Below are 20,304 nucleotides of genomic sequence, written 5' to 3' on the forward strand. Positions count from 1 at the left end.
AAATGTCCGTCCTATTGCCTGAGCGCCCCGGAAGCCACCATAGTGTTCACGCGAATTAATCAGAGGCTCCACAGATAGCTCATTTAATTACATTGAGCCAAATCTTCTTTGGTATAAATTCTTATTTACAGCCTTTGCTGACTCAACCAGTGGCGAATAAGGGATATCAGTCACGCTCACAAAACCGACATTGTAGTTTTCTCCATCATAAGCACGTCCAGTCAAAGGAGAATCGATATACTGAAACCAATGAGCTCCGACTAAGTATGGATTGTCGATCACACTGTTCATATACTCGGCATACTTCTTACCGCGATCCGCCTGTGAGCTGGCATGGATCAAACCTGGATTGAGCAAGCCGGAGTCCAGTGCACCATTGTGAAATTCACCTATGATACTGGGGCGATCAAGTTCCTTGAGAAAATGCCAGAAGTTATCACTCACCCCCTCTTTGTAATAGTTATAACTGACCACATCGGCATAGTTTGCTGCAGCAGCTCTAATTTCCGGTGTCATCCCCCAATCCGCAAAGCGAGCGCCCATGTACATATGATTCGGCATATAGTGCTTAACAGCTTCTCGCACAATCCTGAAATATTGGTCCGCATAATGCTGCAACATAATGGATAGATCTTTAATCACTGAATCATTAAAGATATTCAGAGAGATCCCACTGGCGAAGTCATTCCAGGAATCAATACTCACCCCCCAGGATTTATTGAGCTTTTGAATATCGCCGTATTTTTCCCGCATCAAACGCACAAACTGCGCTTTTGTGGGACTTTCCTTCGCATCTCTGGTCAACGTATTAATCACAAGACCGTATTGCGTCTCTACGCTGCCCTCCTGTCCCCAACTCTTTTCGTTATCTACGAATACGCCCACACACCAGGGACTACCCTTGACCTCTTTGGCGATCTGTTCAGCAGTGATATACGCCCTCTCCTTAAATAGCGGATCAAAGGGATCTGGAAGCGGGCTCCAGTAGTCATTACCACTGCTCACTGTCTTGAAATTGCCGATAATCCAGCCATTGGCGAAATAGGGAAAGCGGTCCATCTGATAGTAACCGGGATCAATCCAGTTACCGAATGAGGTGAACCCCCAGCTCAGCATGCGATCGACGGTGACCTCTCGCCACTTTTCCATCAACTTCTTATCGTCGTCTATACCGTATTTCCTTTGCAGGTTGGCGCGATAAAAACTGAACGTCTCCCCCCGCTCGATCGCTCCCGTATGTACTTCCCGGCGGTAACCGAAGTTCTTTCCAAGAGGCTCGTCGTATGCGGGCAACCAGGTAAACATATCCGCACGCAAGCTGGAGCTGACGTAACGAGTCGGCACTGCGACGTCTGGAACACGGTTCAAGCCGAGAGAATCTTCAGGCGTTAAATCACCCGGTTTACGCGCGGGAATCAGTGCGTGATCGAAATCGTAGCCCGTAATCGTCGATGTATTGGCCAAGCGTACATTGGCGATGCCAGTGGAAAAGAACAGATAGCCGTCGGGGTCCACCAGAGACCATTTGCCATCCACTTTTTCAGTGCGAAAGTAACCGGTTCCTTTTAGACGCGGTCCCAACGCCCAGCCGCCAAACCGGGAGCGCCCTTCAAGCGGCGTCTTACGTAGCTGGGCCAACTCCCTTTCCGATGCTTCTCTTAACTCCTCCAGCGAATGGACTTTATTGGTGAAGTCGCGTTTGTTATTTTGGCCAAACTCATCCACCAAATTGACTAGATACATTTCGTCCAGGGATTCGGGCTGAATCAAACGCACATTGTCGACGACAACATATTTATTCTCTAATACACCGGCAACGGAGAATTCGATACTGTCAATTTCACTGACATTCAGACTCTTGTCTCCCCAGCGATAAATCATGTCCTGATACTCACTCATCCAACTGGGCGGATTGGAACGAATGCCGGTATCCACTGCCAGATCCGGCCCTTTCATCTCGAAAAAGTAAGTAGCACTGGACTGCTCCGGTACAACAAAACTTCGGCTATGTGTCCGCCCCTCGTTGTCTGTCGCTTTTACATAAAGATGTACCGATGATGACTCCGCGTTGGAAATATCCAATGCGAAAGCAAAGTTTCCCATCGCACTCCAGTCCCAAGTACCTTCAGGCTCGAATGAAAAGGCGGATGTGTGATTGTCCTCGGACAACAATCTGATACTGAGTGCCTTACCGGAGCCACGCTGTATAACTTCAGCCGTGGCATTTTGCAGTTTCAATTCCTTTGGCTGCTTTCCATTCTCAAAATCCCACAATAACAATGCAGTCTTGGCAGACTTCCCATGGCCCTCGCTACTATTGCCGCCAGAGGTTACTTCACGGGACGAGTTTAAGGGCATTTTATCAGTATTTTTTTCACCGCAACCGGAAAAAGCAATCGATGAAAAGGCCACCGCTGCAATAACCCTTATTGACTTTTGCATATTTTTGCAACTCCGCATGTATTTATATTTATCGATACACCAATCAAACAGAGAGTGTCTCTACCTCTTGTCCAGGAACGCGAATTTCCTCAACACGTCCCACCAAAAATAGGTACGAACACATTCCAACCAATGCCAGACCACCGATTAAAAGCAGTGCTGGTCGGAAATCACCGTCCTGGACGAGAAATCCAATCGCCACAGGAATAACCACCGCGGAAAGACCGCCGATAAAGTTAAAGCAGCCCCCTACCAGCCCCACCATATGACGGGGTGCGACTAGAGAAACAAAGACCCAATTGATAGAAGCAAGGCCATTGCCAAAGAAAGCCAGGGAGAGGAAAAAGGTTACCGCTGCCATGGATTCCACATAGTTTGCAGCGATGACCGTACCGGAAAGCAGCAATCCTACGATCACTGGTGTTTTTCGCGCGAACTCATTCGAATAACCACGCTTTACCAACCAATCAGACGTAAACCCGGAACATAAGACGCCGAAAAATGCCGCGGTAAAGGGAATCGACGCCCAGAATCCGGTTTTTAAGTTATCCAGTCCACGATACTCTGCCAGGTATGTCGGGAACCACGTAAGAAAAAATATCAACGTACTCCCGAGGCAAAACTGGCCGATATAAATTCCCCAAAGCTTTCGGTTGGTCAGTGCAAAGCGTATATTCGTCCAACTTGGAGCAGCTTGTCTTTCATTGTCATCGGCACACAGCTCAGACCCGACATCCTTTTCCCCCGGCTCCCTGTACATAAAATACCAAACCGCTGCCCAAGCGATACCGATCAATCCAGAAATAATGAATAGGCCACGCCAACCGAACCATTCCTGGATAACCGCCAGTATCGGCATCAAGAAAGCGAGCCCGATAAATTGCCCGGACGTATAGACCGCAATTGCACTCGCTCTCTGACGTTCTGCAAACCAGTGTGTCACTATTTTATTATTTGTTGGATAAGATGGTGCCTCGAACATTCCAACCGCCATACGGCAACCCACCATGGCAGCGAGAGAGGTAACAAGCCCTTGAACGATAGTCGCTAGGGACCAGGCCACGAGTATCACCGGATATAAAATACGCACACGGACTGCATCGACAATCATCCCCCCTGGTATTTGCATGGCCGAGTATGTCCAGGCAAACGCAGAAAATATTACCCCCATCTGTACCGAGGTTAGATCAAGATCATCCGCAATAAATTTGGCCGCCACTGAAATATTCGTTCTATCCATGTAGTTAATTACTACACTAATAAACAGTAACGCGAGCACAAAAAACTTATTATTTATATTCATACATCTTCTATCTGTATCTGAGCAATATCACACAGGAATCAACCAACTTTATACCCGTACATGCTCTCTTGATTGACACTGTCAACAAAGCGCGAATTCGTTATAGCGCTGTTATGAAAAAATTCTTTGATATATATCTCCCCCGATACATTTTGCGCGACTACCCAGTTTTTGTTCGATTCTCAATACCTCATTCCACTTCACCATCCTTTCACTTCGTGCAAAAGATCCCACTTTCAACTGTCCTGCGTTGGCAGCCACTGCAAGATGGGCAATGTCGGAGGAGATACTCTCTTGCACAGCCCAGCGGGTAGCAGTGCAGCAAACCTGTCCGGTATTCAAGGTGATGGCACCAGCCAAACCAACGGCAGCGGAACTGATATCCGCATCGTTACAGATAACCGATGCCCCCTTACCGCCCAATTCCAGCTTTACCGGTTTTAGATTTGCACCACAGGACTCTGCTATCAGGCGTCCCACTCGGGAAGATCCAGTAAAAGAAACAAAGCGCACTTTCGGATGACGGGTAAATACGGCGCCGACTTCCGGCCCCTCGCCCGGTAATACGTTGATTACACCAGCGGGGAAACCCGCTTCGTCAGCAAGTTTCGCAAGATAAAGAGTCGATAATGGCGTCACTTCCGAGGGCTTGATGACCACAGTATTTCCCGCCGCAAGCGCGGGAGCGATACCCCACAGACACAGTGCAAGCGGGAAGTTCCAGGGAAAAATAAACCCGACCACGCCGTAGGGGAGGCGCAAAGAGGCCGCTCGCTTCATACCCGCCAGGTCCAGCGGTTTCTCAAAATCTTCTTGCTCACATAAGTCGGCATAGTAACGCAGACACTCAATACCGAAAGGCACGTCAAAGCCGCGGGCATTTTCCACTGGCTTTCCGACATCCAGTGACTCCAGTTGAGCCAACTCTTCGGCATCGCGCTCACAAAGGTCAGCCAGTGCTCGCAACAACTGGGCTCTTTCAATAGCAGTGGTATCCTGCCAGAACTGGAAAGCGGCATACGCGGCCTCAATGGCCCGCTCTGTATCCTTCCCCTGAGCCTCAGACACTTGAGCCAGTATCGATTTATCGGCCGGATTCTCCACAAGCACGGACTTTCCGCGGATCCCGGTTAGCCAAGCGCCATCAGAATAGAAAGGAACTGGAGTTTGGCCGAGAAAGGACTTCACTTTCGCGGTTGTTTCTATCATCACCGGCCTCTCATTATTGTTGTGAAAACAACAGCGCCTTAGTGTGAATACGCTTAGCAAATCATTTTGTTAACAATTTACAACCATAACCGAAGCCCTGCAACAACTTTAAACGCGTGAACCTCCCTGAATTGTCATAAATGACAGGGTCAAATTACGCCGAACATATTGTAAACAATCAACTATTTACAAAATATTTCCCTATGACTACTATTGGTAGCCAAATAACTCATAAAAACAAATGGAGAGAAAACAAATGGTCTGCCCTTCCCTTACAGGCCGAATTGCGCTGGCCTTCTTATCCCTTGTCCTGACCGCCTGCAGTAGTGATGGAGACCGAGCAGATACCAAACAGCCCCCGCCCTCAGAAGACAAGGTACAGCAAGACTCACAGCCAGATGCCTTTACCTTTGGCGCCGTTTCAGACGCCGAGCCTGGCAGTCAACAAGTCTCAAATGCCATCACGATTACCGGCATCAACACCAGTACGGACATCAGCGTGAATGGAGGTGAGTTCTCCATTAATGATGGCCCCTTCCAAAACTCGACAGGAACCGTCAATAGCGGAGACAGTGTCGTTCTGCGCCTGATCGCGAGCACTGACTACGGCGCTACGGTCACCGCGACTCTGACGGTCGGCGGCGTCAGTGCCGAATTCCGTGTTACCACCAAAGCCGAATCCACCAATAACGAAGACACAGTAAAAGTCGATGTCAACCTGAATATGCGACACACCGTAGGCGGTGAGTCGGTATTTGATCGCCGAAAGTTCATTAACATCCACGCCTCCAATACCGAACAAGACTGGGTCGGTAACAATAGTCAGAGTGCCGGTGCTCCCAATGAAGATCCGGATCTGATGACAAACTTCCTGGAGGGGTACGATGTTTACCTGGGAAGGGATACCGGAGGCATGAAATGGCAATTGAGCCTACTGCCGGAAGACCCATCCCGACCCGGGTTTATCGATGAGACGGCAGCAAAAAGCAATGGTGGTGGTGCGCGCTGGAACTACACCACAGGAACCAGTACTGGAGCCCAACTCGCCCGGTATCACGAGCATCGCGCAACCGATATGGTAGTTGGCGGCCAACAGCATCCCTACTGGCCAAATGGTGACGATACCGGTATGGGATGGTCCTTTTCCACCGCAGATAGTGAGGAAGAGCCTTTCGGCACCGCCGTTGGTCACTATATGGCGAACTTCCTCTACGAGTACTTTAACCGCGGAGCGGGTGACACATACGGCCAGCCCAAACCCGTTTTTCTGGAAGTTATGAATGAGCCCCTGTACGACCTAGTGGATTTTCCGTCGGACAAAGATAAAGGCACAACGCCGGAGGAGGTGTTCAAATTCCACAATGCCGTAGCAGATGCAGTCCGCGCATTTCGCGACCCCTGGGATCAAGCCGTTCACGACAACGTACTAATCGGGGGCTATACCGTTGCTTTCCCGGATTTCGAAAAGAACGACTTTAATCGCTGGGAGGAACGCGACAAGCTGTTCATCGATATCGCCGGAGAAAAAATGGACTTTCTGTCCCTACACTTCTATGACTTCCCGGATATCGAGGGCAAGCGAAAGCTCCGCCGCGGCAGCAATCTCGAAGCTACCTTCGATATGCTGGAGCAATACACTCTGATGGCCACCGGCGAACGCATGCCATTTTTGATTTCAGAATTCGGGGCAACGGTTCACAGCATGATGAACCAGCCCTGGTCGCCGGAAAGGGATGGCTACAAACTGCGTGCGTTTAACGGGTTAATGATGAACATTCTCGAGCGCCCGGATCAAATTTTGAAGTCCATTCCATTCATTACCGTAAAGGCGGAATGGGGGCGACAATCTGAAACCGTACCCTATACCAATCGCCTGATGCGCCAGAAAAAGGAAGCCGACACTGAGAGTGGAGATTCCTGGGTATACACTGAGCTGGTTAAATTCTACCAGCTGTGGGCAGAAGTGAAGGGAACAAGAGTAGATAGCTGGGCCAGCGACCTGGATGTTCAAGTCAATGCCTATGTAGACGGCGCAACCGCTTATATCGTGTTAAACAACCTGGAAGAAGAAACCAGCATATTGGACCTCGCGACCCTGGGAACAGGGACCAATCCGTTACAGGAGGTGACCGTCAAGGAGCTCTCCTACAATGACGATGGCGTCCCGGTACTTTCAGAAACCACCCTCGAGCAGCTTCCCGAAAAAATCACACTGAAGCCTGAGGCCACTCTTGTTCTGCAACTAAACTACAAAGAGAACATCACACTGGATGAGGAAAACTCGGAGACAAAATATTACGCAGACAAATACAAGCAACCCATTGAGGCAAAAAGAAAATTACAGTTTGCGATCAGCAACGTAGAAGTGTCTGACGAAGGGGAGGCGATACTACGCCTTGGCATCGGTCGCGACCACGGCAAATCCCTCACGCCTTCCGTAACGATCAATGGTCACAAAGTATCAGTACCGGAAGATTATCAAGGGTACGATCAATATTACGATGGTAAGGGCCGGGATCAGTTTTTCGGAGTTATCGAAATACCGGTGGCCATCGAATATTTAACCAAAGATAATGCCGTGGAAATTGAATTCCCCGACGATGGTGGTTACGTTAGCACAACCACCCTACAGGTATTCTCCACAAGCAGTGCAATAAATCGTGGAGTACGCTAGAGGGTAATCTATTAACAATAGCATGAGCGCCGCAGATAACTAGAAAGCGCTCATGCTATGAAATAGACTATTCGAAACCCCATAAGCAACTTTTTTGTGTCTGACTGTTTCGAAATGTCGATTTCACCGGTTGAATATCCTCTATGCTTACGGAACCTCATTAAAATTTGATGGCAAATTAATAAGAGATTTTCTGCTTTTCTCCCAACCTTCGCTTCTTGCTACCCTGGCGTAACTCGCCAGGGCTTTTTTCTAAAAGCCGTATCATTTCTCTCTCCCGGGAAGCAAAACAACATTCTCGCGCCAACTAACGCAACCCCTATTGTTTATTGTTTACAATATATTATTTAATACCGTCGGCAGCAGATATAACTATATAAAAAGCCGCTAACTCAACATCGTGCAAAACGAGCATCCATATCGCGTTAACTGTTACCTGCTGTCAATTTCCATTGGGCCACTTCTAGGTTTTCCCGCAGATTACGGTGGTTGCGGCGTAGTTGTAAGCGGCCGAACAAAAAACAAACACACCAGTTAAAAGGTGTTCAAATCCTGGAGCAAGCGATGAGACTTTCCAAATCTCAAGGCATTCTGCCTTTAGCACATGCTGTGCTAGCGGCAGCAATCGCCTACAGTACCGCAGCCACCGCTGCCGATTACCGTCTAGAGGCCGAAGACTTTACCAATGTAGGAGGTACCTACAACGATGGTCAGCCACAAAAAATCAGTGTCTACACAGTAAATGGCATTACTGCCATCAACTATGTCAACAAGGGCGATTACGCTGAATATACTCTTTCCGTCCCACAAGCAGGACAATACGATCTGACCTATTTCGCCGGCACAGCCATTGATGGAGCGCGGATTGATTTTCAGGTCAACAACAATGGCAGCTGGCAAACACTGGCTAGAACCGATGTACCCAATGCTGGCTGGGACAATTTTCAACCGTTGCCCGCAGGTAGTATTCATCTCTCCTCTGGATCACAGCAGATCCGGTTATTCGGAGGCGGAGATCACGACTGGCAATGGAATCTGGACAAAATGGAACTTGCCTACATTGATGACAGCTCTTCCAGTTCCGGTGGAGGATCAACTTCCAGCTCTTCATCCGGGGGATCTTCCTCGAGTTCTGGCTCAGGAAGCAGTAGCTCAGGAGGATCTCCAGAGGAAGGTGGTCATGTTTCGGGGACTTTTAAGCTGGAAGCCGAAAATGCACACCATGTGGGGGGAGAAATCGACACCTATGCAATCAACGGCGGCGTTGCCGTCAACTATTTCAATAGCGGCGACTATCTGGAGTACAACCTGCACCTGGATCAGTCAGGCCTTTATCGACCGAAGTATTATGTGAGTACCGCACATAGCTCCGGTGTGGCGGTTGGTCTAATGGCAACAGATCATGAAGGTGCCCTGGTAACTAAGAACACTAGTGAAGTTCAAAGTCAGGGGGGTTGGGACAGCTTCTACCTGCTCAACGCCGCCTCTGATATCAACCTATTTTCCGGCGACCTGACTATTCGTATATACGGCGCAGGTACTCAAGACTTCCAGTTTAATATTGACTACGTCATTTTTGAGCGTATCAGTGACGTCGACCTCGATCTGGACGGAGACAACGACGGCATTGCGGATGTAAACGACAGCTGTCCGGGAACCGATCCATCAGAAACCGCCAACAGCGAAGGGTGTGCGCCTTCTCAGCTGGATACAGATAAAGATGGCATTGCCGATAACCGGGATCAATGTCCAACCACAGCACCTGGGGATTTTGTCGATTCTGAAGGCTGTGCCAGTACCGGCGCTGATGACGACGACCTCGACGGGATAGCCAATCAAGAGGACCACTGCCCCGACACCCCCTTTGGGGAAAACGTAGCCCCATCAGGATGCACAGGGTTTGAGGACAGCGATAGCGATGGCATTGCCAACGGCACGGATCAATGTCCATCCACTCCGGCCAAGGAGTTTGCCAATGAGTCTGGCTGCTCACCCTCTCAGGTAGCCAATCCACACAGTGTAAAGGTTACGGTCAACGCGAATATTAAACACAGCGTTAAGGGCATTTCTGACTTTGGGCGCAACCGGCATATTACTGCACATACCACCATCTATGAGAAAGACTGGGAAGGACATGCCGACAAGCTCAATTATCTGGTCAACACTCTGGATGTAACACTGGGCCGCGACAATGGTACTGCCACCTGGAAATTTCAAGACACTAAGGAGGACCCCAACCGAGAAAACTGGCCAGACCTGGATTACATGGTGACCCGGGGAAAGGAACTGCGTGAAAACTATGAAGCCAATCCCTTCTATAAGCGCTTCAGTGCCGACAGAACGGAACTGATCGCAGGTACCAATCCACACCCCACCTACCCCACCCTTAGCTGGAATGCCAATGGCTCCACCTGGCACGACTGGCAACCGATGCACATCGAAACCTCTGCCGCCTGGATGGGACAATACCTTAAGCACTACTACGCCAACTCCAGCAACGGCTATATCGGCGATCCAATGCCAAAATTCTGGGAAGTCATCAACGAACCAGATATGGAAATGAAAACCGGAAAATTTATGGTTACCAACCAGGAAGCTATTTGGGAATACCATAATCTGGTTGCCCAGGAAATACGCTCAAAACTGGGCAACGAGGCTCCGCTGATTGGCGGTATGACCTGGGGTCAACATGACTTCTACCGTCGCGATGGCATTTCCCGCTACGCAGACAACGCATACGACCAATGGATAGTCGCCGATGATCCAGCCGAAGAGGCTGCAGCGGAAGAGTTTTTCCGTCAGGCAATGGCCACGACCGTCGACGATACACGCGATCAGAATTGGTATCAGTGGGACGTAATGTGGAAAGGGTTTATGGATGCAGCCGGACACAACATGGACTTTTACTCCGTCCATGTTTACGACTGGCCCGGCGTTAACAGTGATGCCAAGTCCACCCTGCGTCGGAACGGTCACCTCCCCGCCATGCTTGATATGATTGAGTGGTATGACGTGTATCAAAATGGCCAGGCCAACCGAAAACCCATCGTAATTTCCGAGTATGGTGCGGTACAGGGAGGCTGGAACACTCTGGCACATCAACCCCGCTTCGAGTCGGAAGTACTTAAGTCCTTTAACGCTATGTTAATGCAGATTCTCGAGCGCCCGGATTACGTGATCAAATCCATGCCCTTTACTCCCGCCAAGCCATTGTGGGGCTACTACCCGGGTGGCTGCGGGTACGAGGAAGTACGTAACTGTACAGCGCCCTATCACTACAGCCTACTCATAGAGCCTGTATTAAACAGTGATAATTGGCAGTGGTCTGACTACATTAAATTCTATGAACTTTGGGCAGATATCGACGGAACCCGTGTGGACAGTGTATCCAGCGACCCGGATGTACAAGTTCAGTCCTATGTGAATAACAATGAACTTTTTATCATCATCAATAACCTGGAAACCGTAGATACAACCATCGACCTGACGGTGGCAGGACTGAATAACGCCCAGCTGCAAAATGTGGAATTGCGCAATATGCATTTCGACAACAACTTTGATACACAGCTGGAGCGACACCATATGAAGCAAATGCCGACCAAGGTCACTCTTGCGGCTGACGCTACTCTGGTACTGCGCTATACCTTGAACAGTACTATTGCTATTAACCAATCCGTAGACGAGAAAAAGTACTTTGGTAACAGCGTGAGTGGCGGCAGTGTACCCCATCGTATATCTGTAGCCGGAGGTGCAAAAAATTTACAAGTGAACAATGTATCCGTACCTTCCGGTTATGCGGAGTCACAACTGCGTCTCACCGTGGCACTCTATCCCAGCCAGGACGACACCCCTGACAGCCTCCTGCAGATTGACACTCTGACCATTAATGGGCACACCATCGAGACACCCATAGACTGGCGAGGTCGTAAAGAAAATTCTGTGGAGCGCTACTTCAACACACTGGAGATACCGGTGCCCGTTGATGTACTACAGAAAAATAACACGATCAGCGTGGACTTCCGGCATAATGGAGAGTTAACTGTTGCAAATCTTGTAATCAAGGAGTACACAACCACTCCTGTACGACATTGATCACAACTGCCCTAGGCCTCTAGAGCAACCCACATCGGTCAAAGGACCGGTGTGGGTATCTCTACAAATTGCTTTCAACTTTTTCAGAATTTTTGTCAAGTACTGCTTCTTGTTCTGCTACTAGTAGTACAGTTAAGAAAGTCAAATACTTTCTGCTCCCATTATTTTCCTTGTACGAACCTATGACGCGTCATTATTTACTGCAGAAGCCAATAGTGGCAGCACAAATAATGCAGCTACCGCCCAATGCCAATGCCAAACTTGCACTGCCCCTATAAACGCTCCAACAGGCAATAGCAAGCTAAGTAATATGTTGTTTGACGATTCAAAAGGCGGCATAAATTTAAGAAATAGACCATCTAAAATCGACAATGTGACACCGACTAGCAGAATTACCGCTAAAATTACCCCTCCACCTAGCGCGCCAAAATAGTGCTCAAAACCTAACCATAAAGCCCACCCCATAATCACCCAATAGGCAAGAACACCGACAATAAGCACAATGGCTTCAACAGCGGAGAAATAACGCATCGTTCCAAACACCAAAACTTAAATTTCCGGGAGGTCTCTGAATAAATTTTCAATCACTCGAAACCTGAATATGAATCTTCTATTCCACTCTTCCAAGGGTTTAATGTCAAATGAGGTGTACACCACCAGCGGCCGACCTACCCAATTGACTGATTAGTACTTCCCCATACCGGAACTCTACCTTGTTGATCAACAGCGCTGAAAGAGTACAACGCTTGTGTATCCGCAGCGCATCCAGCCAGTAGCATTTGATCAAATAACACACAGATCGATGCATTGCAGTTCCAATCAATCATCCGCCAGCGACCTAAATATGTGACACAGTTTTCTAAGTTCGCCTCACAAACATATTATGTTTAATTCCGTCATATCAATAGCCTATCGCGTTGTTTGCAGTCCAAATATGGCTGTCGATGGCTGGAAGGCGCCTCACGCGACGCCAATATGACAAAAATAATCAATAAAATCAGAGGATTAGAGCGATGAAAATAAAAGAAGCACTACTCGCCACGTCAGTTTTGGCGATTTTTTGTACACCTCTATTCGCCGGTCAAGATGAGGTTGCGAGCCAATACGACCTAAGCGGGACGGGATACGGTCAAGATATCAACACCTTTGCACACAAGTATATACAAGGGGCTTCTCCATACTTCGAAAACCGTGTTTTTGATCAGCAGCCAGAAGAGCTGTACCCGGCTAGAAACTACACATCACAGACTAATGACACCCAGCGCTTACTGGCCGCCCTACGGCGAGCGAGCCAAGAAGACAGTGATGGAGGGGTAGTTATACTCCGTGCAGCAAAAAACGGCGGCAACAACCGTTACCGGTTAGACCGCGTGGACATGCCCTCCAATGTACGCTTAGAGGTAGACCCGGATGTCACTATAGAAATGATTGGCAATCTGAAGACCTCTGGATCAAACCAGTTCCTTTTCAGTATCGGCCGCAGCCCTAACGTCAACAATCTAATCAGAGAGCGTATTCGCAACGTGGAAATTACCTCCACGCACCCTACCCGCCGATTCACCATCGATGCAAAAACCAATATGCCTATCTCCTACGGTGTTCACGGAGATAAAACCAAGGATACAGCCATCAACTACACCCGTGCTATACCAATCGGTATCTATTACGCGGAAAACTTTGCTATTTCAGGAATACGAATAATCGACAATCACACCGAGCATGTCGGCATTTCCCTTTACCCAGACTGTGACTATAAAGATGGCGCTCTGGCTGATCGCAATGGAACCAATGGAAATCCACAAGACGATGTTTGGCTTGGTCGGGATGGTCAACCACTCCCCATGGACTCCGAAGGAAACTATGTCGATGATAAGGGCCGAATAATACCCGACGAGGAGGCTATAATCCGCAATCTCACTTACGGACGCACCCCCGTAAAAGGAACTATTGAAAATATTGTCCTGCAAAATTCGCACACAGGTTATGGAGCCGTTCAGATATTTGGTGGTGATTGGATATATATCAATAATATCAAAGCGGTAAAAGGCGTCGGCGTCAGAATTGAAGCAGGAAACGGCTCGGCGACAGACAATATCAACCGGGCAGGCCCCTATTTATCGTCTATCAACAATGTAGAAGTACACAACGTGACTGTCACCAAGGGGTTCACCGGTGTTTGGCTGAAGGCGCACGGGAAAATTAACAGAAATATTACCGTCAGCAATGTCACTGCGATCGACAGTGGCACAGCGGTTATCACCGACAAAAGTCGCATGAATCCCCACAGCCGAGACTTTATCAATGGCCGCTTCGAAAACCTTACCATCAAAGGAAACATAAAACTGATCAGGACAAATAAAAACGCAGGCAAGGCCGTAGCGGAAGTTGGCAATATGCTCACATATTTCATGTCACCGGCGGAACGTGACAATTTGACTGACCGGAACGGCGACGGGCGCATCACGCAGGCGGATCTTCCGCACAATCGCTCTGGACGTCGCTGGTATCTGATGCAATCCACTTCTCCGATGGTTATCGCCTCACAGAGAAATGCCAATGAAATTGGTGATACCTCGTCAGATATTAAAGCCGAGGAAGCAGGTTATTATCCTGTGGACTTCTCATCTGCCGTTGTGACGAGCGAAAATCCGCTGCGTCCCGAGTTAATATTATTCAACGAGGATTCGCGCAACTTAAATGGAGGCAATTCCAACCGGCTCTGATAAACAGCAAAACTCATAAAAAAGCCGCACTTCATCCGAAGTGCGGCAAATCAGATCACTAACGTATCTGAGAGGACTTAAAAGCGCGCCTGGATACCGAAGCGGTAACTGCGCCCTGTGCGATAATCAACAACCGTGCGGGATTTGGTCGCATCGCCATCCAGGGGGCTACCTTCGTCGTACAGAACCGGGTTTCCGTCTGCATCTACATCGCCCAGATCCATAAAGCGACTGGTGAAATAAGTCCGCACACCTTCGTCGGTCAGGTTCGTGGCCTGGAAGGACAATGAAATATTATCAGTAAGCGCATAAGTGGCAGACAGATCTAGGGTACGGCGGCCCTCTTGCCACAAAACGCCGTTGTTCCAGCTACGCTGAGCCAGTTGATCAGATGTTCCCTGGTACGCAAGTCGGATCTGGTGACCATCCTTTTCCCAGAAAACTGTCGCGTTATAGCTATGCTCTGGAGTATAAGCCACCGGCAATTCCGGAAGAACCAGACTCGGGTCCAGAGATGAAACCTCCTGGTCATAGGCACTATCTTGGTAGGTGTAGTTGAACATAGTTCCCAGCCCGGAGAAGATCCCCGGCAGCATATCGTAGGTTTGCGTATACTGAAGTTCTATCCCTTTGATTTCCGCACCCTTACCATTTTTGATCTGAGTCGTGCGGAATTGTGCACACATTTGCTCGGGATCGCCGGACAGCGCCCAGTCAGAGTTCAACTGCTCATTGCCCTGTATGCGTTTGGGCATGCAACCTTCCAGATCATCAGCAGTCTTGATGAGGTTAGCGGGATCGTACGGCTCCTCATTTTCATCAAGCCCCAGATCCCTCAAGTCGTCCATATAAGTAACAATGGTCTGGGACTCCTCGAAATTGGTCATGTCCTTATAGAAAAGACCTGCAGCTAACAATCCATTATCCGCGAAGTACCATTCCAATGAGAGGTCGAGGTTATTGGATTCCAGCGGGTCTAGCTTGGTGTTATACAAAGTAATCGCGTTTGCAGTCCGATCGCCCCAAACGGTTTCAACCACCCGGAAGCCTGGCCGAAGTGAGTCTATCTGAGGACGGGACATTGTTTTAGAGATCGCAAAACGACCAATCAGTTCCTCAGAAATCAGATAATTGATATTGAGACTTGGCAATACAACATCGTAGTCATGTTCATCAGTTACCGCGAAAGATCGGCGGCTCAAATCTTCGCCAGGAATAATGTTGCCGTCCTCGTCAAACTGACGTTCACCGTAAATGTTGAAATTTTCAGTAGACAGGTCGGAATGCCTCCATACCCACCATTCGTGAATGGTACCGACCCAATTGTCGGCTCCTGTTGTTAACAAGGGGTCATAGCATAGGCCAACATCCGGCAAGGGCACATCGTCTACACGAGTTTCTGTTCCCATAGTATCGTAACCTTGGCCATCTACACGAGACCAACGGGCTTCTTCTGTATAGTTATCACCGCCATAGAAGAGAATTCCTGGACAAGCTGGCAGCGAAGGATCACGGTATTGCTCCAGGACAAATGGGTCAAACACACGTCCGTTATTGGTTGGATCAGAGTGAAACACAACACCGGAGTAGCCTTCGGTTTCCACCGTAGTATTTACGTAACGTACGCCTACGTCACCAGTAAGCCTGTCATCCAGAAATGCAAAGTTTCCCTTTAGGTAGAACGCCTGGGTATCGAGTTCTGCGCTCCTGGTTTCCGTATTATCAGGAACTATAGCTACATCGGAATTTCCGAGCGCAGCCTCGAATGCCTTTTCCGCGGAAACAACAGTCCAGCCATCAGTAATATTATTTGCCGAGTACCCCAGAGATTCCATAAAGTCATCAACCGGGAAATCTCCGCCGACGATATTGGTTCCACTGATATCCGTCATACCTCTGATAGTGGTAAATATCTCTCCGGTAACCGGGTCTACTGTCGTAATGCCTTCAGTTACGTTAGTGAATATGCCTGTTTGATTATCAACAAATTTTTCACGATTTGAAAACTTGGCACCGAACTCCACCTTATTAATACCGGCAAAGTTCACATCCCAATCCACGTCAAAAAATGCAGAACTCTGAGTATCCTCTACCGCACGCTCTGTTTTTGTCAGATAGCTTAGATGCTGTGCAGCCAAGTCATCAGGGTTAAAGCCTGTCGTTGAAAAGTTATCGCGGGTATGCAGTTCATCTGGAGGAAGAACCTCTCCATGATCAACATAACCTGTACCTGCGACAAGGACACAACGGCCTGAGGTACAGTCGTAGCCAACCGGCTCAAGATCTTCCGGATTGGTATACATCAATTGACGAGCATTGATTCGGTCATAATTCTGCATATTTACATACAGAGATTTTCCGGGAATCTGCTCAGCCTTGGAATAGTTTACGCCACCACTTACGATAAACGAATTTCCTAGCTGGTGAGTGATATCCAAAGATACAATACTGTTTTCATTGGAAAACTCATTGGTCCCCTGGGATATATCACCCAATGCAGTCCGGTTCAGCATCTTTGTGAAAGTGCGTGTTTCGGTGTCATAGGTATGCCAGTCTTCCTGAGGATCAGTCCACTCGGAAGGGCCTTCCATAATAACCCCATCGACGTATTCACCTTCAAACATGTTTCCGTATTCGCCAATTCGCACTCTCACATCGTGCATCTCGGACACTATGTCCTGCTTATTCCAGCTGATATTGGCGTTTACTTCAGTATTTTCCGTTGCGTCCCACTGCAATCCCAGATTGACACCCTGACGATCACGTTCGTTCTGGAATAGCTTCATATGTGAGAATGGAATAGCAATACCCGTTACATTTTCAACAACTTCGCCATTCTCATCGCGAGCAATTCTGGATGTTTTTGCGACAAAGTCCTCCGCTTCATACTGATCTTTTCGAACCGAGTTTGTCTCATCAAAAGCGGTAACAATGATACCCAGTGTGTCATCAAAGAATTTCCCGGTGTAAGTACCGGATATCTTGTAATCCTCCCCTTCGGCGAGGTCGTTATAGCGGCCCTGACCGCTAATATTAAAGCCTTCATTGATCTCCAATGGCTTTGCAGTGATCAGATTAATATTTGCTCCGAGGGACCCCTCGTCGTGGTCTGCACTTGGCGTCTTAACAACTTCAATCTTGGAAAGGATATCCGCCGAGTATGCGGAGAGATCCACTGCCTGGCTAAATCCGGTAGAACCAAGCTGTACACCATTTAAACTGATATTGTTCTGCTGCGCATTTGCTCCGCGCACAGTAATAGTGGTACCTTCCCCGTCGTCCGTTTGCATAGAAACACCTGTCACACGGGAGAGGGCTTCAGCAATATTCTGGTCCGTGGTTTTCCCTATGTCCTCGGCATTGATAGTGTCTTTGATGTTGTTACCATATCGCTTGTCATCAATAGACTTTTCAATACTGGCGCGAATACCAGTTACCTCTATCTCTTCAAGATAAAGATATGCGCTCTTTTCATCGGGGTCCTTTACTTCATCATCCTGTGCGAACGCTTGTCCAGTGCATATTGAAAGCACTGCAACAGATAATGCCGACATACGGAAGTGATTACGTACAGAAGACGTAGACATAGGTATCTCTCTCCATCGGGTTGTGTTTTTTATTATCAAGTCGGTGTTCACGATACCGCTTGCGGTTCCCTAGACTCGAAAAAAGCCCGTTTTTATTTTTTTGAGCTTCTCCAGCACCCGCAATCATCCGCCACACCACCGCCCTAAGTCAACTATTTATTGTTAACAATATACATTTTTCGACCGTACAATGATAAAATGCCCGCCTAACAACGATCGCCAAAATCGACCAAAAATAGCTTAAGTTACTGTTTTTTATAATATTTTTTTATAATCAAGGCTCCATACAAACATTGTTAACAATGGACAATAGAAAGCAAGGTAAACAAAGGGCAGAATATCCACCCTGCTGTGCGCTGATGCGCCGCATATTGACTTAACTGTCAATACTACTTTCAAGGCGATCCACAACAGGATAAAGATTAAAGGACACTGAAATGACAGACCTCGTAATCCTTGGTGAAAGCATGCTCGAACTCAGCCAGGTTGAGCCCGGGCTTTACCGGCAATCTTTCGCCGGAGATGTGCACAGTGTCGCGGTGTATTTCAAACGTCTGGCAGCCGCTGAAGATAGGGTGCGGTTGCTGACGGCAGTTGGGAATGACTCTGCCAGTGATCAAATGATCGCCGCTCTTCTAGAGGAAGATATCGATACCTCTTTAGTATTTCGACACCCCAACCGTCAGTTGGGTCTGTATATAGTAAGCAACGACGCCTGCGGAGAACGCAATTTCAGCTACTGGCGCTCAAACTCTGCCGCCAGGGAGATAATGTCTTTGCTTAGGGATGCAACCCTGCTAGCTGGCGATAGCGGCCTCCTTCCCAGCAAACTAGTACCTTGCCCAGATCTATTCTTTTTTAGTGGTATATCGTTAGCCGTGCTGACTCCCGATACGCGGCCAGCCTTTTGGGATTTACTACTGCAATTGCGCGATGCAGGCGCCCGCATCGTATTCGATCCCAATTACCGTCCCAAACTATGGGCCTCACGTAAAGACACCCGAACAGAATACGCCCTTGCGTTTGAATACTCCCACTTGGTTCTCCCCGGTATAGAAGACCTGGAAGCGCTTTACGGAGTACAAGACTTTTGTGGTGCCTGCGAGTTTCTGGAGCAGTTTGATATCGAGGAGCTGGTAATCAAGGATGGCCCCAACGGCGTTTACTATCGGGGGCCAGAGGAATCCTTTCTCGAGCCAATTACACCAGTTGAACAGGTAGTAGACACCACCGCAGCTGGCGACTCTTTTAATGGAAGCTATCTCGCCTTCCGTAGTCAGGGAGCCTCACCAAGAGAAGCCATTGCCCGGGCTGCCACAATTTCCGCTTTGGTAATTCAGCACAAGGGCGCTTTGGTGGATAAATCCATTTTTAAAAATTTAATCGAAAGCCAAGATATTTCTAAATGAAAAAAAACCGCTGCAAGCCTCTAAAGAAGCTCTGATTAATTCATATAAGTGCAGTAGCTGGTTCCGGAGCGTACCGAAACCAGCTGTGGTAGTAACACGCATTAGTTAGATATACGTGTGTAAGCCTTTAAACAGGCTATTATTTAATCAAATCATTCTTTAACGCAATCAGTTTTCGCACCTGTCCCATGGATGCGGAAAGCCAATAGGCCGCCTGTAGATAGCCACGTTGATGCATAGACACCAACCGTGCTGCGTCCAATTTCTGAAGCTTTTCATCGTTAACTGTGTACAGACCTTCGTAACGCTTCTGCTCACCATTGGAAAAACGTACACTTAACTGAACTGGCTCTATCAAATCTTCTTCAGCCAAATACTTCAGAAACGCACTGGTAGACGTCATGCCTGAAATCAGCTGAGAGAGAATAACTGTCACTTCTTCCAGATAGCTGGACTTACTGCCATCATCATTGAACAACCGCTCTCCCTCTTTCTCCTGTACCCGTTCACTATCAGTATCAATAATAATCAGTGCCTCAGTATCTCCCTCCGCCGACGTTTTTTTATGACCGACCATGAATGGCTGGCGTCGAATATGCAAAGGAAGGTACTCAGCTTTCCATTCATCGCCATAGAGAAACAAGTTCTCATCGGGCTCAAATCCCAACAAAGCGCACAGGGAAAACTGCCCATTATTCGGATTTTTTGTAATACATACGGGATATTCGAGTACCAGATTACGCAACTCATCAGCGATTACCGGAACCAAATTAGTGTTTTCCCCATATTCTGCTCCACGCTTAGTAATCACTCGCAGATTTCTGTGGCGTTCATTATTCAGGGCTACGGCTTTAGCCATGACTTT

10 protein-coding genes are annotated in these 20,304 nt (G+C 48.2%); 4 read left to right on the top strand and 6 right to left on the bottom strand.

The window, feature by feature from the left end:
- Positions 1-87 precede the first annotated feature (87 nt).
- The 3 genes from A3224_RS10230 to A3224_RS10240 all read right to left on the bottom strand — a co-directional run bounded on the left by A3224_RS10230 (position 88) and on the right by A3224_RS10240 (position 5,014).
- Complete coding sequence (locus tag A3224_RS10230) at positions 88-2,442, bottom strand: beta-galactosidase (RefSeq protein ID WP_231902354.1); 2,355 nt, start codon at positions 2,440-2,442, stop codon at positions 88-90.
- A gap of 43 nt (positions 2,443-2,485) precedes the next feature.
- Complete coding sequence (locus A3224_RS10235) at positions 2,486-3,745, bottom strand: MFS transporter (RefSeq protein WP_067154089.1); 1,260 nt, start codon at positions 3,743-3,745, stop codon at positions 2,486-2,488.
- A gap of 111 nt (positions 3,746-3,856) precedes the next feature.
- Positions 3,857-5,014 carry an aldehyde dehydrogenase family protein gene (locus A3224_RS10240; protein ID WP_156481463.1) on the bottom strand — a complete coding sequence of 386 codons (1,158 nt, stop codon included), beginning with the start codon at positions 5,012-5,014 and terminating at the stop codon, positions 3,857-3,859.
- A 196-nt stretch (positions 5,015-5,210) separates the two neighbouring features.
- Here A3224_RS10240 and A3224_RS10245 point away from each other — a divergent pair, with 196 nt between their 5' ends.
- Entirely contained in the window at positions 5,211-7,628 is a 2,418-nt protein-coding gene (locus tag A3224_RS10245; RefSeq protein ID WP_067154090.1) for an agarase, read from the top strand.
- A gap of 564 nt (positions 7,629-8,192) precedes the next feature.
- Positions 8,193-11,720, top strand: coding sequence for a carbohydrate-binding protein (locus tag A3224_RS10250; RefSeq protein ID WP_082817478.1), 3,528 nt, complete (start codon positions 8,193-8,195; stop codon positions 11,718-11,720).
- A 180-nt stretch (positions 11,721-11,900) separates the two neighbouring features.
- Here the strand turns inward: A3224_RS10250 and A3224_RS10255 are convergent, their stop codons facing one another.
- The gene (locus tag A3224_RS10255; protein ID WP_067154092.1) at positions 11,901-12,251 is read right to left on the bottom strand and encodes a hypothetical protein; all 351 of its coding nucleotides are present in this window, start codon (positions 12,249-12,251) and stop codon (positions 11,901-11,903) included.
- A 482-nt stretch (positions 12,252-12,733) separates the two neighbouring features.
- On the opposite strand from A3224_RS10255, the gene A3224_RS10260 reads away from it, so the two are divergent.
- Positions 12,734-14,443, top strand: coding sequence for a hypothetical protein (locus A3224_RS10260; RefSeq protein WP_067154094.1), 1,710 nt, complete (start codon positions 12,734-12,736; stop codon positions 14,441-14,443).
- A 77-nt stretch (positions 14,444-14,520) separates the two neighbouring features.
- Here the strand turns inward: A3224_RS10260 and A3224_RS10265 are convergent, their stop codons facing one another.
- Entirely contained in the window at positions 14,521-18,030 is a 3,510-nt protein-coding gene (locus tag A3224_RS10265) for a TonB-dependent receptor (protein ID WP_067154097.1), read from the bottom strand.
- A 437-nt stretch (positions 18,031-18,467) separates the two neighbouring features.
- On the opposite strand from A3224_RS10265, the gene A3224_RS10270 reads away from it, so the two are divergent.
- Positions 18,468-19,439, top strand: coding sequence for a sugar kinase (locus tag A3224_RS10270; protein WP_067154099.1), 972 nt, complete (start codon positions 18,468-18,470; stop codon positions 19,437-19,439).
- 139 nt (positions 19,440-19,578) lie between these two features.
- Here A3224_RS10270 and A3224_RS10275 read toward each other — a convergent pair whose 3' ends face one another.
- Complete coding sequence (locus A3224_RS10275) at positions 19,579-20,298, bottom strand: SapC family protein (protein ID WP_067154101.1); 720 nt, start codon at positions 20,296-20,298, stop codon at positions 19,579-19,581.
- Between the last annotated feature and the right edge of the window lie 6 nt (positions 20,299-20,304).

Source organism: Microbulbifer thermotolerans (genome assembly GCF_001617625.1).
Classification (GTDB): Bacteria; Pseudomonadota; Gammaproteobacteria; order Pseudomonadales; family Cellvibrionaceae; genus Microbulbifer; species Microbulbifer thermotolerans.